The sequence below is a fragment of the Microcoleus sp. Pol10D4 genome (assembly GCF_036701555.1).
GTDB lineage: Bacteria > Cyanobacteriota > Cyanobacteriia > Cyanobacteriales > Microcoleaceae > Microcoleus.
In genome coordinates, this window is sequence record NZ_JAUBRA010000103.1 from 1 (window position 1) to 15,608 (window position 15,608).

The 15,608-nt window shown below is 45.1% G+C and carries 12 protein-coding genes and 1 pseudogene; 7 read left to right on the forward strand and 6 right to left on the reverse strand.

Annotation, left to right across the window (positions count from 1 at the left end):
* Nucleotides 1–107 precede the first annotated feature (107 nt).
* Nucleotides 108–206 carry an RQC domain-containing protein gene (locus QUA36_RS31485; protein WP_445243688.1) on the forward strand — a complete coding sequence of 33 codons (99 nt, stop codon included), beginning with the start codon at nucleotides 108–110 and terminating at the stop codon, nucleotides 204–206.
* Nucleotides 207–262: 56 nt separating this feature from the next.
* Nucleotides 263–1,378, forward strand: a complete 1,116-nt coding sequence (locus tag QUA36_RS29215) for a hypothetical protein (protein ID WP_333459926.1) — start codon at nucleotides 263–265, stop codon at nucleotides 1,376–1,378.
* A 355-nt stretch (nucleotides 1,379–1,733) separates the two neighbouring features.
* Here the strand turns inward: QUA36_RS29215 and QUA36_RS29220 are convergent, their stop codons facing one another.
* The gene (locus QUA36_RS29220; RefSeq protein ID WP_333459927.1) at nucleotides 1,734–2,855 is read right to left on the reverse strand and encodes a leucine-rich repeat domain-containing protein; all 1,122 of its coding nucleotides are present in this window, start codon (nucleotides 2,853–2,855) and stop codon (nucleotides 1,734–1,736) included.
* Between the two features lie 282 nt (nucleotides 2,856–3,137).
* Between QUA36_RS29220 and QUA36_RS29225 the strand changes: the two genes are divergently transcribed.
* From QUA36_RS29225 to QUA36_RS29235, 3 genes are all read left to right on the forward strand, one after another.
* Entirely contained in the window at nucleotides 3,138–5,075 is a 1,938-nt protein-coding gene (locus tag QUA36_RS29225; protein WP_333459928.1) for a long-chain fatty acid--CoA ligase, read from the forward strand.
* 151 nt (nucleotides 5,076–5,226) lie between these two features.
* Nucleotides 5,227–5,667: a YlqD family protein gene (locus QUA36_RS29230; protein WP_242722909.1), complete on the forward strand. Its 441-nt coding sequence runs from the start codon at nucleotides 5,227–5,229 to the stop codon at nucleotides 5,665–5,667.
* A 180-nt stretch (nucleotides 5,668–5,847) separates the two neighbouring features.
* Nucleotides 5,848–7,143 carry a dihydrolipoamide acetyltransferase family protein gene (locus tag QUA36_RS29235; RefSeq protein WP_333227784.1) on the forward strand — a complete coding sequence of 432 codons (1,296 nt, stop codon included), beginning with the start codon at nucleotides 5,848–5,850 and terminating at the stop codon, nucleotides 7,141–7,143.
* A 607-nt stretch (nucleotides 7,144–7,750) separates the two neighbouring features.
* Here the strand turns inward: QUA36_RS29235 and mscL are convergent.
* The 3 genes from mscL to QUA36_RS29250 form a co-directional block, all read right to left on the reverse strand.
* Entirely contained in the window at nucleotides 7,751–8,188 is a 438-nt protein-coding gene (gene mscL / locus QUA36_RS29240; protein WP_194067975.1) for a large conductance mechanosensitive channel protein MscL, read from the reverse strand.
* Between the two features lie 797 nt (nucleotides 8,189–8,985).
* Nucleotides 8,986–10,416 carry a DUF3370 domain-containing protein gene (locus QUA36_RS29245; RefSeq protein WP_333459929.1) on the reverse strand — a complete coding sequence of 477 codons (1,431 nt, stop codon included), beginning with the start codon at nucleotides 10,414–10,416 and terminating at the stop codon, nucleotides 8,986–8,988.
* A gap of 314 nt (nucleotides 10,417–10,730) precedes the next feature.
* Nucleotides 10,731–11,465: a PEP-CTERM sorting domain-containing protein gene (locus QUA36_RS29250; protein ID WP_333459930.1), complete on the reverse strand. Its 735-nt coding sequence runs from the start codon at nucleotides 11,463–11,465 to the stop codon at nucleotides 10,731–10,733.
* Nucleotides 11,466–12,031: 566 nt separating this feature from the next.
* Between QUA36_RS29250 and surE the strand changes: the two genes are divergently transcribed.
* Nucleotides 12,032–12,706, forward strand: a complete 675-nt coding sequence (surE, locus tag QUA36_RS29255) for a 5'/3'-nucleotidase SurE (protein WP_333166413.1) — start codon at nucleotides 12,032–12,034, stop codon at nucleotides 12,704–12,706.
* A 152-nt stretch (nucleotides 12,707–12,858) separates the two neighbouring features.
* Here surE and QUA36_RS29260 read toward each other — a convergent pair whose 3' ends face one another.
* Together QUA36_RS29260 and QUA36_RS29265 are read right to left on the reverse strand one after the other, a co-directional pair.
* A complete protein-coding gene (locus QUA36_RS29260) occupies nucleotides 12,859–14,250 on the reverse strand; it encodes an ATP-binding protein (RefSeq protein ID WP_333459931.1) in 1,392 nt (463 codons plus the stop codon).
* Nucleotides 14,247–14,816: a heme NO-binding domain-containing protein gene (locus QUA36_RS29265; RefSeq protein ID WP_333166429.1), complete on the reverse strand. Its 570-nt coding sequence runs from the start codon at nucleotides 14,814–14,816 to the stop codon at nucleotides 14,247–14,249. The genes QUA36_RS29260 and QUA36_RS29265 overlap by 4 nt, the downstream gene beginning before the upstream one ends.
* 431 nt (nucleotides 14,817–15,247) lie before the next feature.
* On the opposite strand from QUA36_RS29265, the pseudogene QUA36_RS29270 reads away from it, so the two are divergent.
* Nucleotides 15,248–15,608: pseudogene (locus QUA36_RS29270) on the forward strand (hypothetical protein); the annotation flags it as partial.

Below are 15,608 nucleotides of genomic sequence, written 5' to 3' on the forward strand. Positions count from 1 at the left end.
CGTAAGGCTATATCTGCCCATTCTTGTAACTTTTTCATGCCTTCTCTTGTTCCCCAATCAAAGACCTGAATCCTTACAACAAGGGTAATGCTTGTATGACAGTTTAAATGTGCAACCGCTTAGACGTGCTACGTGGTTCTAAAAATCAAAAATTTTTGCAATGCCAGCACCACCAACTTTCTACTTATGGAATTAGTCAAGACTGAAGTATAGACAATTTATTAGAGGAAGCCTACTCTGCCGCATATCTTAGCCGTATCATGTGTTGCTTAGTTCACCCTACTTCAGGCCGTTTCACCTGAGTTCGGCTCAGTCGAGGCAACTGCTAGTAATTGAGCAGCCTGCACGTTACTCATTGCAACTTCCCAAATGCCTTTTGCACAATAGCTGTAAAAGTCACGAACAGGCAGAAACAATGAAAGCTACTGGTAAGGTGTATACAATTGATTTGGCTGGTAATCAGTATCAAAGCCCTCGCTATTTGCAAAGTCGGGCCAGGATTAACTCGCTCATCGACCATTATATGTCATTGGAAGTTTTGAGCGATCGACTTTCCGATCTACCCCAGCAATTTTCCACCCCGCATCCCCGCCCTTGGGAACCCATAGATTGGCAAAGAATCAATCGCGACCAAATTATTGGTGTCAAGCCAGAAATCTTTTTGCAAATATTGGCAAGTGCGGCAGAAATTGAAGCTCCCATCCGCAGCTACGGTAGAGAAAGCTGGTGCTACTTACAGCATATTTACCCGCAAATGGCGCGGTTTATGGGAGGAATTTTTGATGACAATGGCAACATTCTAGAGATAGGTGTCTGGGAAAAAGAAGAACGCCAACATTGCCCGACATTTAGGAAAATTTACCAGCAACTTACAGGGGAAAAACTGCAAGTAAAACCCAACTCTGTGAATGGCTGTCAATCCACAGGTGACGCTTGGCAAGATACCTATAAACACGTGATTAGTCGCCTGAGTACCGAGTGGGGAGCTACTTCTGTTTATTTATGGTTGATGGTACACTCAACTGGAGCGTTGCAACAGGCAATTTCCCAGCCTTTACAGGATGAGCTCAATCATTTGGCTAAGTTTTGGGGTTTCAGTCGCTGGGCATTCTCCCAGAGTTATTTCAATCAACTAAAAGGCTCTACCAAAAACCTGATTGCTTTGCTGAAACACCATCAGATTGAACGCACGCATGGTAACGATGTGTTTAATACTTCACTTAGTCTCAAACAGCTTTCTTTGGTGTTGGAATTGACTTTTACATTCACACGAGTGATGGTGCGTTTGCGGCGCTGGAACCGAGAGCTCAGTCGCAGTTATCTCAGACATTTGTTTGGTACTGCGCCGATGGTTGATGCACCGCGCAAGGTCGCTTAAATCTGAGATATTGCATGAGATTCATGAACAGGCAAGATGCCTGTTCCACAAGAGTTCAATTTTATTGGGTTAAGGTGTACCCTAAGCACCCAGCTATGTTAAAGTGCTGACAGATATACTCGTTTTAATCTTGAAGAATACACCGTATGAATCAAAGTTTAATGAATATGTAACGATCGCACTTCAGAGACAATTGAAATTAAAAGGTACTATCGATCATGCAAATTACGATCGACCTTCCCGACAATCTCCCCCTGACTGAAGCCGATGTGAGGATAGAATTGGCGATCGTACTTGATCGGCAGCACAGCCGCGACTGAAACATTTAAGTGCGATCGGGCGTCATTTTCAAGTTTTATGGTTTGGATAGTGGTTCCCACGTACAGATAGACTCTGGCTTGAGAGGACAAGTCTTGGGTGCGATCGGATTTCCGCTGAGGTAGAGATCGGTCAGTTTAGTCAAGGATGCTAGCGGTTTGATGTCGCCGATCTGATTGTCTCTGAGGTCGAGCCAAGTCAGGTTAGTCAAAGATACTAGCGGTTTGATGTCCCCGATCTGATTGCCGGGGAGGTCGAGCCAAGTCAGGTTAGTCAAAGGTGCTAGCGGTTTGATATCGCCGATCGCATTGCCGTGGAGCTCGAGCTTCGTCAGGTTAGTCAAGGATGCTAGCGGTTTGATGTCAGTAATTTTATTGAAGCTGAGATAGAGCTTCTTGAGCTCAGTCAAGGATACTAGCGGTTTGATGTCACGGATCTGATTGTTGTCTAGGTGGAGCCTCTCCAGGTTAGTCAAGGATGCTAGCGGTTTGATGTCCCCGATAGTATTGTTGTCGAGAAGGAGCCAAGTCAGGTTAGTCAAGGATGCTAGTGGCTTGATGTCCCCGATAGTATTGTTGGGAAGGCTGAGAACAGTCAGGTTAGTCAAGGATGCTAACGGTTCTATGCCGACGATCTGATTTTTGTCGAGGAAGAGTACAGTTAGGTTAGTCAAGGATGCTAGCGGTTTGATGTCAGTGATTTTATTGTTGTAGAGGAGAAGTTCAGTCAGGTTAGTCAAGGATGCTAGCGGTTTGATGTCCCCGATAGTATTGTTGTCGATGACTAGCCAAGTCAGGTTAGTCAAGGATGCTAGCGGTTTGATGTCAGTGATTTTATTGAAGCTGAGATAGAGCTTCTTCAGGTTAGTCAAGGATGCTAGCGGTTTGATATCGCCGATCTGATTGCGGCTGAGGTCGAGCGTCGCGAGACTAGAAAGTTTCCGATCGCCCGTATCGCAATCATTAGTCCCTGCTTCCTTCAACAACACATCAACAGTATGTTTGGTTTCTGGACTTAAATCAGCTTTTTGGCGGCACCAATCGGCAAAGGTTCGCCTGTTGTTTTCCGGTTGCGCCATCGCAAATTCGGAGTAAAGCGCATTTCCAAATAAGGGTACGATCGCACTCAAAGCAACTACTATCAACTTTCGTAAATTCATATATTTCTGTTTAACTTTGTTTGCTAAATGAATAATTGTGCATCAAATACCAAAGAAACCGGGTTTTTTATCGATATTAAAAGTTGCGATCGAAGATTTTTGCAAAAAACCCGGTTTCTGCCTCAACCAGATCGATGAAAAGATAACAAATCACCAAACATAGATACTCTCAGGTACAGACAGGTATGCAAACTGTCCCGGTTCGCTCGCGCCCCTTCAGATATAAATTAATAATAGATTCACAAACAACACTTTAATCTCACACAAATCGCAAAAATCCTTATGAACAACACATCCTATCAAATGACCGATCGCGATCGCGCTAACCTCAGCCGCCTAATTGATTACAGTTCCATCCAATCAGTACCCGAAATTTGGGCGATCGTCAAACAAAAATTCGGTCAAACCGTCGCCCTCCACGACCCCCACAGCCAGCCAGAAATCAAACTCACCTACACCGACCTGTACCAACAAATCCAGCAATTCGCCGCCGGCTTACAAGCCCTCGGCATCGAACCAAATCCCGAAGAAGCAGTCCCTCCCCGCGTCGCCCTCTTCGCAGACAACAGTCCCCGCTGGCTGATAGCCGACCAAGGTATCATGATGGCCGGGGGCGCCAACGCCGTTCGAGGCGCCACCGCCGACCCCGAAGAACTCCTGTACATCATCCAAGACAGCGGCAGCACCGCCTTGGTAGTCGAAAACCTGGCATTACTGAAAAAACTGCAACACCGCCTCCCAGATTTGCCCATCCAACTCATCGTCCTCCTCTCCGACGAAGAACCGGAAACCAGCCAAACCCTAAGCACAGTCAAATTTTCCCAAGTGATGACCACAGGGGCAAACCGTCCCCTCAAACCTACCAACCACAAGCCTCAAACCCTTGCCACCCTCCTCTACACCAGCGGCACCACCGGCAAACCCAAAGGCGTCATGTTGACTCACGGCAATCTGCTGCACCAACTCAACACCTTGGGCACAATTCTCCAGCCCGAAGGCGGCGACGGCGTCCTCAGCATTCTGCCCAGTTGGCACGCCTACGAACGCAGCGTCGAATACTTCCTGCTTTCCCAAGGATGCACGCAAATTTACACCAATATTCGCTATTTCAAACAAGACTTTAAAACTTACAAACCCCAGTACATGGTCAGCGTTCCGCGCATCTGGGAATCGATTTACGAGGCCGTACAAAAGCAATTTCGGGAACAGCCACCTAACAAACAAAAATTGGTTAATTTCCTGTTATCTGCCAGCCAGCAATACATAGAATCCCGCCGCATTTGCCAAGGATTAACTCTCAGTTTGAAATCGGCTTCTGCGTCCGAAAAACTAATCGCCCGCACCAAAAGCATTCTGTTGTCGCCCGTACACGCCCTCGCCGAAAAACTGGTTTACAAAAAAGTCAGGGAAGCTACAGGGGGACGCTTAAAATGGGCAATTAGCGGCGGCGGTTCTTTGGCAACGCATTTAGACAATTTCTTTGAAATAGCGAATATCGGCTTGTTGGTGGGATACGGTTTAACCGAAACTTCGCCGGTTTTAACTGTGCGTCGCCCTTGGCACAATCTTAAAGGTTCCGCTGGACAGCCGATCGCCCATACGGAAATTAAAATAGTAGACCCAGAAACCAGACAGCAACTGCCCACAGGCCAGCGCGGTTTGGTATTGGCGCGGGGGCCGCAAATTATGGCAGGTTATTATCTTAATCCCCAAGCGACTGCCAAGGCGATCGACTCCGAAGGCTGGTTCGACACCGGGGATTTGGGCTGGCTGACACCGGGAAACGACTTAATCTTGACCGGGCGGGCCAAAGATACGATCGTCCTCAGCAACGGTGAAAACATCGAACCCCAGCCCATAGAAGACGCCTGCGTCCGCAGCCCCTACATCGACCAAATTATGCTAGTAGGTCAAGACCAGAAATCCGTCGGCGCCTTAATTGTCCCCAATGCAGAAGCTGTGCAGAAATGGGCAGAAACTCAGAATCCCCCTTTACACGAAATTGACTGGAATAGCAAGACAATTCAAAATTTATTCCGCCAAGAATTGAACCGAGAGGTGCAAAATCGCCCTGGATACCGCGCGGACGATCGCATCGGCACGTTCCGGTTGATTCAGGAGCCATTTTCGATCGAAAATGGAATGTTGACCCAGACCCTGAAAATTAAGCGCCCGGTTGTGACGCAACACTACCGCGATATGATTGACGGGATGTTTTGAAATATTCGCAGGACTTGGGGAATGGAAAAGAAAAAATTATCCCAACACCCGAGTCCTGAGTCCGAGTCCTCAGTCCTGGGCCATTAGTTCATATTTACCAACTAATGGCCCAAGACTAATGCCTAATTCCTAATTGACAAGCAACAACTTTATGGAACCACAATTACTCTTGAAGCGATCGATTAACGTTAAAGTCGTCGTTACTCCCCGCTGGAAAGAAGAAGCTCAACAGCAACTCCAAGCCCAAATCAACCAAATAGACTCTCAGCTACAACAGTTAGAAATGCAAGGGCAGCGGATGGTTTCAGAAATCAAACAGCAAAATCTACAGCCCCCAGGCCCGCAAGTACAGCAGCAAATAGAAAACATTCAAGTGCAGGTGAATCAAAGAAAAAGCGAACTGCTAGAACAGAAAAACCAAAACCTGCAACAGCTTCAGCAAGTGCAGGTGCTAGACCTCGAGCAAGAAGTGAGTCAAGGTCAAATTGACGGCACGTTCACTGTCGGGCTGGGAGAAAACTTGATTCAAAAAATGCAAGTAGAAATTCTCCTCCGCGACGGCATAGTCGAAGAAATTCGAGGTGATATTTAGAAATTGGTAAGTGGTAATTGGCGATCGGTAATTGGCAATTGATTTTGAGTCAACAGTCACACATCAAGAATTCGAGAGACTGGCATAATAATAAGTATTGCCGGTGGCCGGTCGCCAATTATCAATTGCCAAATACCGATTACCTATTACCTATTACCAACACACAAGGACTTTTTACAGATGATTCGCGAAGTTTTCATGCCAGCCCTGAGTTCAACAATGACAGAGGGCAAAATTGTTTCCTGGGTCAAATCCGCCGGAGACAAAGTAGAAAAAGGCGAAACGGTGGTAGTCGTTGAATCCGACAAAGCCGACATGGACGTGGAGTCTTTCTACGAAGGCTATTTAGCAATAATTATCGTACCTGCGGGCGAAGTTGCTCCGGTGGGCGCAGCAATCGCCCTCGTAGCAGAAACAGAAGCCGAAATCGCCACAGCTCAGCAGCAAGGAGCCGCAGCCCCAAGCGCAGCAGCCGCCCCGGCTCCCAGCCCCGCTCCTGTCAGCGCAGCTACATCGTCAGCAGGTTTGCAGCAAAATGTTAGTCGCCAAAATGGCCGCAGCGTCGTTTCTCCCCGCGCTCGCAAGTTAGCCAAAGAATTTAAAGTAGATTTGAATTCTATCAAAGGCAGCGGGCCCAACGGTCGCATTGTCGCAGAGGATGTGGAAGCAGCAGCCGGCAAAGCCCAACCCGCACCGGTTCAGCAAGCGGTAACAGTCCCCGCAGCACCCGCACCGGCACCCGCAGCACCCGCCCCCGCAGCAGCCAAACCCGCCCCCGCAGCAGTCCCGGCGATCGCACTTTCGGGCCAAAGAGTACCGATGAATGCGCTGCAAAATGCGGTGGTGCGGAATATGGAAGCAAGTTTGAGCGTGCCGTCTTTCCGCGTGGGTTACACAATTACTACTGATAATCTCGACAAACTCTACAAACAAATTAAGTCGAAGGGCGTCACGATGACGGCTATGCTGGCGAAGGCTGTAGCAGTAACTTTACAAAAACATCCTCTGCTGAATGCTTCTTATGTGGAGTCCGGGATTCAATACCGTGCTGATATTAATGTGGCGGTAGCTGTGGCGATGGACGGCGGTGGTTTGATTACGCCGGTGTTGCAAAATGCCGATCGCCTCGATATTTATTCGCTTTCGCGCACTTGGAAGGATTTAGTCGATCGCGCCCGCACCAAGCAGTTGAAGCCTGATGAGTACAGCACGGGAACTTTCACTCTTTCCAATTTGGGAATGTTTGGTGTAGACAAGTTTGACGCGATTTTGCCACCGAATCAAGGCTCGATTTTGGCGATCGGTTCTTCGCGGCCGCAAGTAGTGGCTAATGAAGATGGTTTGATGGGAGTGAAGCGCCAAATGCAGGTGAATATTACTTGCGATCACCGGATTATTTACGGTGCTGACGCTGCATCTTTCTTGCAAGATTTAGCCAAATTGATTGAGACAAATCCTCAATCTTTGACACTTTAATTAGGACTAAAGTCCTGACTACAAACCTTACTCTGAGGTTCGTAGTCAGGACTTCAGTCAGGAACATCTCAGTATTGCAAAAATGATTTTTATTATTATAGAACCCATTTGACATCTTTTGTGAAATCCTTACAGGGCAACTATTCTAGCCTAAATTTAGGATTCTACTGATTCGCCCCAAACCTAGTTGTGGTAATAAGTCTGGAATAGATGTCAAATGGGTTCTATAGGGCTGAACTATGCCTACAGCCATACCCTCGATAATAAAGAAAGCATCTCCAAATTGAACGTTAATAACGTGTAATTTCTCAGCGTTAAAAAAGCACGCAATTCGGAAACACGTAAAAGAAAAATTATGAAAAATACTGTTTATCACCACCAAACTTTGGATTCAGGATGCCGGTTACGAAATCGCAAAGAAGGCTTTTGAAATATCTTTAGTGTGAGTGTGCAAAAAAGGAGATAACAGCCTAAACTTTTGCCTGCATCCCCTAAAAATCAAGTATTAAGTAGTTGTACAAAATTAATCACACAAAATATCCCCTGAAAGCCTTACAAGGTAAAGAGTCTTTATCTAATTAATTTCGTTTGGTTACTTACGTAGTCTCTAAATACCACGCGATTCCAATGCTTTTGCTAAGCGTTCTAAAACTTCTGTCATCTTTTCCTGGTTGAGAGTAGCAGCATCAACAAGTGCAACTTCTGCTTCTGCTTCTGCTGCTTGCCGACGAATTAATCTTTTTTTTGCAGATTCTACGCTTCGGAGTAATAGAAAAATAACAAAGGCGATAATCACAAAACTAATTACAGATGCCAGGAAAACACCCCATTTTATACCTCCTGGTGCCCAACTTTCCAGGTCTTTAGCTCCCGCAGCCGTTAAAGCAGGATTAAGAAGAATGGGAGTAATAATATCTTTGACTAAAGAATCAATGATTTTTCCAAAGGCTCCACCAATGATGACGGCAACTGCCAGTTCAAGGACATTTCCCTGAACTAAAAACTTCCAGAAATCGCTCCAAAATCCGCTACTACTTCTTGCCATGATGGATGTTCCCCTATAGATATGCCAGTAAAATTTATTTTCTCATGATTCAGGAAAAACTTTATTATATTTTAAACCAAACAAACTGGTCAAAGGCGATCGGGTTCAATCTAAGAACGGAGTGGCGCGACTTTTTGGTGCAACGGATGTTGTCCTTACTTTTCACGCTATCTCTGAAAGCCTTGTCAGGCAAGGGTTTCATCTGAAGACGTTTGTCAATGATTTCTACTTAGGGCTTGCTGAAAAAGTGTACGCAGTGGAAAAACGATGCTACACAGCTTGAAAAATAGTAGGTTTATTGGTGAATTCCCAAATTTAGCCAGAGACGAACAACCAAGGTGCAAAGGTTTTGAGCCTCCATAAAACCCGTTTGACATCTTTTACGCTGTTATACGTGACCGCAAAAGCATTATCCAGCAGCAGCCATGCCTTATTGTAGCAGTCTAACGGATTCAGAATGGGAAATAATTGAACCCATACTACATGAGATATTGCCCAGGAAGAAGCTAACTAAAACCATGTAACTGGACAAAAAGAGAAATCTTAGATGGAATCTTCTATCAACTAAAAAATGGCTGCAATTGGTAAGACCTACCCAAGGATTGGCTCCCTTACAAGGGCCGTATATTGGCTTTACTTGCAGTGGCGAGCACAGGGAATGAATGATAGAAGAGCTGATGAGAGTGCTACATGGGCAAGTGCGTGAGCAGGTAAAAAAAAGCCAAATGGACTACATTTTAGTTTTTCTTGATGCGGACTAAAATCCTCACTACAAACCTTTGACTACTGACTACAAACTAATTACTCGATCGCACAGTCAAGACTTGCGGCGGCGTCGCATCCGGCGGATACAAGAAATCCACCTGCACCAAACGGCGTTCCCCCGGCTTCATATTCACATTCACCAAAGGTTCCCCCTGCTGTCCCCGGCGCTGCACAATGTGAATGTAGCGCGTCAAAGTCTTACCCGTATCGTCATTAAATATCACCCGCACCGTACCTCGGAAAAATATCCGATTTTCCGGCGGATCGTAAAACATCAATCCCCCCGATTTTGTATTTGTTTTAATCGGTGTTTGCATTCTAATACTCACCGATTGAGACTCGCGAGATTTGTTATAAAGCGGAAAAGCTAAGTTGTATTGAATTCCGTAATTGCCGTGAGCAAAATAAGCAGTATCGGGATAGCGAGCTAACATTTTAGCGCTTTGAATTTGACCTGTGCCAAAAGTACCCGTATCCGTAGTGCTCAGAGCATAGGAAAATGACTCGCCGCGCTTGGGAATAGTTAAATAATCGGTTCTCGAATTATCAGTAATTTTAGCTTTCCACTCCGAACCTTCAGCTACTCCCGCCACGCGGCCGTAAATTTTTTGCAGCGGATTTTCGCCTCTGGGAGTTGGTGCCAAATCTCTGGGCCCTGCTAAACCTTTGGTATTTAAAATATTTTCCCACTCTTCTAAAGTCGGATATTGTTCTACTCCTCCTTGACTTTGAGGAGCAAACATTGCTAATGATGCTACATAAACCGAATTGCTGCTCGACATTCGCATTAAAGTCGATCGACCGTTGGAAGCAGGCGTGACATTCCCCACAGGTATCGGCAAATTCATCAGCATTCGGCTCTGATTCGCCGGAATCTCGATCGCAGCGGGCAAAATGGCTTGTCTGAACCCCCGCAGCACATCACTTGTGATGCGGCTTCCAGGCCCCGCAAACACAGTGCCGAATCTATTTTCTAAATACGACGGCAAATCGACAAACAACGCATCCGGCCGAGTTAAATAAGTCGCTCCTTGCAAGACTTTTAAAGTAACAGGTTCGGAGTTAGGATTGTGGACAATTATTCCTTGAAATAAGGTGCGAGTTTCGGTGCGATTTTTAGCTTTGGCGATGTGGTGGGCAAAGATGTCAAATCGGCCTTTGAAGGGAAAGTTTAAGTGTGCAGAAGGTACTTGTTTTGCTTCCGGGGGAAATGTGGAGAGCAAAATGCCTTCGGTTTGTACAACTTCGGGGCTGTTGCTGTTGAAAACCGGGATGTTGTCGAGTTGTCCCGGCAAAACGCGCACTTGCTGGGGCACAGTTACCGTTTTTAGCAAGCTGCTGCTGGGCTGTGGCGGTAAATCCAGTTCGTTTTCGGGTAGGGGGACTTCTGGCTGGATCAGCAGTTGCTGTTGGGTGGGAGGTGCGGCGATTGTTTGAGCGAGGGGGAAAATTGGCAAAAACATTGCTGAGAGCGCGTTTAACTGAACTTGCAGAAGATTACCACATAGCAACCGACAAAAAACCTTACCACAAGTTGGTTGATATTTTCTGGGGATTTTGGGATTTTAGGTCAATTTTTTGGGAAATTCGGGTCTCGCAAATTTTTTGTTCTTCACCTTGACAAAATCTACATTTTGTCAAGGTGAAGAACAAAAATAAGAGCCAGAAGCACTATAGCTGCGCTGGCTCTTATGAGTTGATACTAGAAGTTAACCTGAATCCACTAGAAATGCGACGAGCTTTTCTGCCGATGGATGACCTGCACCCCTGAGAAAATTTAAGCAAGAGCTTTTTTTGCCTGCTTGCGGCGTGCTGCTACTAAACTTCCCAACCCCATCACCATGCCTGCAATAGTAGTTGGTTCGGGTACTGGCTCAGCATCAGCCGAAACTCCGGCCATAACTTTGTCACTCTTACCAACATTAGACCCAGCTACCTGTTGGAAGCGAACCCCTGCCTTGAGCGTACCATTCTGGAATCCCGTCAAGAAAGCACTTTCTGCCTGAGCCGCACTTAGACTGCTGCCAGTTAGCAAAAAGCTAACCAAAGAAGACTGATTTTTATATAAGCCTCCATTAGCGTTTCCACCATTAAAGCTATTGCGCGGAGTGCTAATGCCATAGTCGAAACCGTTGTGCAAGCCACTAATATCAACATTGTTCCAAAACGCTGTAAAATTGCTGCCTGCGGTCGATTTAACCGATGCAGTAACGCCCGTCAATACGTCAAAGGCCACGCCAACGAGAGAAGAGTTTGTTGCACCACCGGCTGTAGCCTGAGTGCCAGTGGTATTGGTGATGCCCAAATTCAAAAGTAAGTCGGCTCCACTTTGGACAACGTTGAAGTCCAATGTTGCAGTAGCGCCGGTGCCAATGCCGTTGGTCGTACCGTACTCAGGAGCCACGGATAAACTGAATGCTTGGGCTTGCGTTGCAGTTAGTAAGGAAGAAGCAACAACTAAACCAGCAGTAGCTATACAGGCGGTTAGTGGTTGGGCGAAGTTGGTTTTCATAAGAGTAATCCTTTTTTATATCGTTGGGGGATTGACTTTATTGATTTCTTTCGGTATGTATTTACATCATCTATCATGTGAAGGTCTTTGTCTATACATTTTTGATACCTTTACCAAAACAATATTTTGCGAGGTTTAAGAATAAACCTTTCGTAAACTTGGTTGTATCGCCAAGGCTAGGATGACTGCTGCTGAGGCATTCCACGCCTAACTATCCGTTATTGCAACTTTCGGTATCATCGGTTGTCACAACCGCTGACTACGTAATGTTACTAACAGTAAGTAATATATTATACAAATATTGAGAAATGTGTTGGTCGATCGCCTGATGTACGCGAAAGTAAATATGGAATTAGTAACTCTTCCCGGGCGCAGATAGCGGGTTTGAGCCACTAAAGTACGGCGTGGAGAACCCAAAATTTAGGCTGTTGTTCAATCTCCAAGATTCATCTGTGGAGTAAATCTAAAATCTAAAATCGACAGAATCCCCGCGACACCCTACAATTTGAGATTGCCTCGACTCGCCCGCCAGTGACACAATAACGTTACTAACAGACAAATTTTCAATGATAATTTTAACCAACGACGACGGCATAGACGCTCCGGGGATTCAGGCACTTTTGCAGGCTGTAGAAGGCAAAACAATTATGGTGGCTCCGCAGGGGCAATTGTCGGGCTGCGGGCATCAGGTGACGGCTCACAGTCCGATTCATGTCGATCGGCGATCGTCCGTGGAATATGCTGTAGGGGGAACACCTGCCGATTGCGTGCGTATTGCTCTTCATCACCTTTGTGCGAAGCCGGATTTGGTGCTTTCGGGTATTAACGCAGGTGGCAATTTGGGGGTTGACGTGTATATTTCGGGTACGGTTGCGGCTGTGCGGGAAGCAGCCATGCACGGTATTCCGGGAATCGCAATTTCCCACCGGATTAAAAGGCCACTGGAAATAGATTGGGATGTCGCTACTCGCTGGACATCGCGGGTGTTGGCCCATTTGCTGAACCGGGAACCAAAGTCGGGGTGTTTCTGGAATGTGAATTTGCCACATTTAGCGCCGGGAAGTGCGGAACCGGAAATTGTGTTTTGTCAGCCTTCGACGCAGCCGCTGCCTGTGGTTTACCGGGTGGAGGGAGAATACTTTTATTATGCCGGAGAATATGGCTCGCGCGATCGGGCGGCGGGGACTGATGTTGACGTGTGTTTTGAGGGTAATATTGCGGTGACTGAGATATCGCTGTGATACATTTGGGCGATCGGAGCAAACGATATTTTTTGCATTGTTTGCCCAAAAAAGCGTCAAGGGATCGGCTCATCAAAACTTAGGATAGGAAGCAATTTCTTAAGAATCTCAGCGGCTTCAGCCCGCTTGAGTTTCAACTTACAGGTTTGAATTTAGAGCGGTATCTCGATCGCAAATTCTGCTCCTTCTCCCGGTGCAGAAATACAGCTTAACTTACCCCCGTGCTTTTCCACCACAATCGAATAACTAATTGACAATCCCAAACCCGTACCACTTCCCACTGGCTTCCTCGTAAAAAATGGCTCAAATATCTTGTTGATTACCGACTGTTCCATACCCATACCATTGTCAGCCATGCTCACTACCAAATTCTGAGAATCATTAACTAAAGTCCGAATAATAATGGTGGGTTCTTTGTTCCAGTCAGCACAATTTTTTTGTGCATCTCGCAAAGCATCTATGCCATTACTGATAATATTCATAAATACCTGATTAATTGCCGATGCGTAGCACTGGACTAAAGGCAATTCACCATATTGTTTAATCACTTGAATCTCTAGATCTTCACCATTAGATTTCAGTCGATGCTGCAAAATCAACAAAGTGCTCTCAATTCCAAAATGAATATCTACAGGTTTGATTTCCGCTTCATCGTGGCGGGAGAAATTTCTGAGAGAATTAACTATTTTGCGAATGCGTTCACTGCCAATTTTGATAGAATTAAGAATTTTAGGAAGATCCTGTTCTAAAAAAATGAGATCTATTATGGCGGCTTCTTCTTCAATTTCCGATAGTGGCTGCGGATAGTATTTCTGATAAAGGTGTAATAAATTTATTAGGTTTTGGACATCCTCTTGCAGATATTTTAAGTTACCATGAATAAAGTTGACCGGATTATTAATTTCATGGGCAATTCCTGCAACTAACTGGCCTAAACTAGACATTTTCTCTGCTTGAATTAGCTGTGATTGCGTTTGTTGGAGTTCACTCAATGCCTGCTTTAAATGTTGTGCTTGACTTTGGGATAAAGAAGTCAGTTCTTTCTGAACCTCTAGTGATGCTTGAAGCTGGTTTTTCTGCTTAGTTAATTCTTCTGTAAGGCTTTGAACTTCCCGAATTGCTGTTTGGCTAGTTTGTTGCAAAAACAAAAAATCGGGAGTCAAATCGTGGATTGCAAAGTCTTTCAACTTAACCGCTAATTTCGAGAGTAGGCTTGAGTCGGGAGTCCACACAGAGCAGATAAAAAGGATCACCCGCTCCTCTTTCAGAGCGACCATTTGCCCCTTTAATCGTAGAGAGTTATGTCGGGATTCCAGAATAAATAATGATTTGAGTTTTTGCTGAATCGTCAAAAAGTTAAATGCGATCGCTGGCTGATGAATTTGAAAATGTCGATCTATCTGTTCACCTAATAACGGTATCTGATGAGTCCGTTGCAATACTTCGCCAACTTGGACAATCTCCAGATTTTGATTAAATCCTATATGAAATGGAAATATATCGCAAAACATCTGGGGATTCAGTGTATATAGCGGCTTAGTCATGAATCATTTACAATCTCTTCCGATCTGTACTCAATCCGAAATATGTCATGCTCGAATCCTGCTTCACGGGATTGAGTGTGTGCGATCTCAACTGCTGTCTCGAAGCGATCGCCCAAACCTTTAACTAACCCGACTACCATTGGTGCGAAACCTTCCCGTGTAGAGCGATAATGCAGCTCGATAACATTTCGCGCAACTTCTGTACATTCAAAAGATGGTGGTCGCAACTTAGGGAATTGCACCCCAATCCGAATATGTAAATCATCTAGATTTTCTAGAAATTCGGGTAATGTATCTCCAGCCATATCTAGTATTTCTTGATAACCTGCAGTAGCAGTAAATTTCACCCAGTATTCGCCAAATGCCTGCATAATTTCTGCACCCGACAAGCCAAGCACTTCACTGGCAGATTTAACTAGACGATGAGTCAAATCATCAGGATAAGCTTCTAAAATGAGAAATTGCTTGTCTAGGACTTGCGCTTTTTGCTTAATTTTTTCCCAAGTAGCTTCATCAAAACGCTCGCATACCATGTCTTGAATCGCACGATTAACTAAACCATACATTTCAACGGCCTCCAGTTATACTGGTAATTTACTTTTATGAATCATAAAAAAAATTGATATCGAGTCAGTTTATTGACTGTAGAATTTACACCGAGCGAAATTTCGTGTATCATATCACAATTTTCTGTGCGATAGATAGTTAGTCATCATTTTGTGCCTTTACGTACATATTTAGTAAAGTTAAGTATTTCCACTTAAATATAAAATTTTTGTAGGCTGGGTAGAGCGACCAAAGTTACCTTTGAGGATTTGTTAGGTTGAGCGAGCTCTTACCTCTTTTTTGCCACAATCACAATAAATCCCTATTAGGGATTGAAACACTGAGGCTGTCGCCTCTCAGGGTTCGACACTGTACGGGTCTTACCAACCAGATATCCCAAAATAGGATAAGGTATTAGTTACTGAATTTTTAGAACCACGTAAATCAACAAATGAGTCGATGTAACCCTGAAGCGAATTCTCCCAGCAGTTTAAAACGCAAAGCGAGCAGCACTTTTGGTCGTGGCAAAGTAGCTAATCTCAATACCAATTTTAATTTTTCTGCATGGAGTGACGAATACGTTACTTTATATCTCGGCGATAGTCTCCATCACTACGACAATTGGGAGCGACCTACTGTCATCGTTTCAGATGGAGCTTACGGTATTCTTGGGTTTGAAGGAGACACGTCCGATCACATTGATTTACCTAATTGGTATAAACCTCATATCGAGGCCAGGGTAAGAGCATCTCAATCATGCTTGACAAAAGCACTTGAGAATTTGCATCATATAGTCATTATTCATCGCAGCC

Bases quoted from the DNA above. Each gene is read 5' to 3' on its own strand.
- QUA36_RS29225 (WP_333459928.1), top strand. From the start codon at position 3,138: ATGAACAACACATCCTATCAAATGACCGATCGCGATCGCGCTAACCTC.
- QUA36_RS29220 (WP_333459927.1), bottom strand. From the start codon at position 2,855: ATGAATTTACGAAAGTTGATAGTAGTTGCTTTGAGTGCGATCGTACCC.
- QUA36_RS29250 (WP_333459930.1), bottom strand. From the start codon at position 11,465: ATGAAAACCAACTTCGCCCAACCACTAACCGCCTGTATAGCTACTGCT.
- QUA36_RS29235 (WP_333227784.1), top strand. From the start codon at position 5,848: ATGATTCGCGAAGTTTTCATGCCAGCCCTGAGTTCAACAATGACAGAG.
- surE (WP_333166413.1), top strand. From the start codon at position 12,032: ATGATAATTTTAACCAACGACGACGGCATAGACGCTCCGGGGATTCAG.
- QUA36_RS29230 (WP_242722909.1), top strand. From the start codon at position 5,227: ATGGAACCACAATTACTCTTGAAGCGATCGATTAACGTTAAAGTCGTC.
- mscL (WP_194067975.1), bottom strand. From the start codon at position 8,188: ATGGCAAGAAGTAGTAGCGGATTTTGGAGCGATTTCTGGAAGTTTTTA.
- QUA36_RS31485 (WP_445243688.1), top strand. From the start codon at position 108: ATGTGCAACCGCTTAGACGTGCTACGTGGTTCTAAAAATCAAAAATTT.
- QUA36_RS29245 (WP_333459929.1), bottom strand. From the start codon at position 10,416: ATGTTTTTGCCAATTTTCCCCCTCGCTCAAACAATCGCCGCACCTCCC.
- QUA36_RS29260 (WP_333459931.1), bottom strand. From the start codon at position 14,250: ATGACTAAGCCGCTATATACACTGAATCCCCAGATGTTTTGCGATATA.
- QUA36_RS29265 (WP_333166429.1), bottom strand. From the start codon at position 14,816: ATGTATGGTTTAGTTAATCGTGCGATTCAAGACATGGTATGCGAGCGT.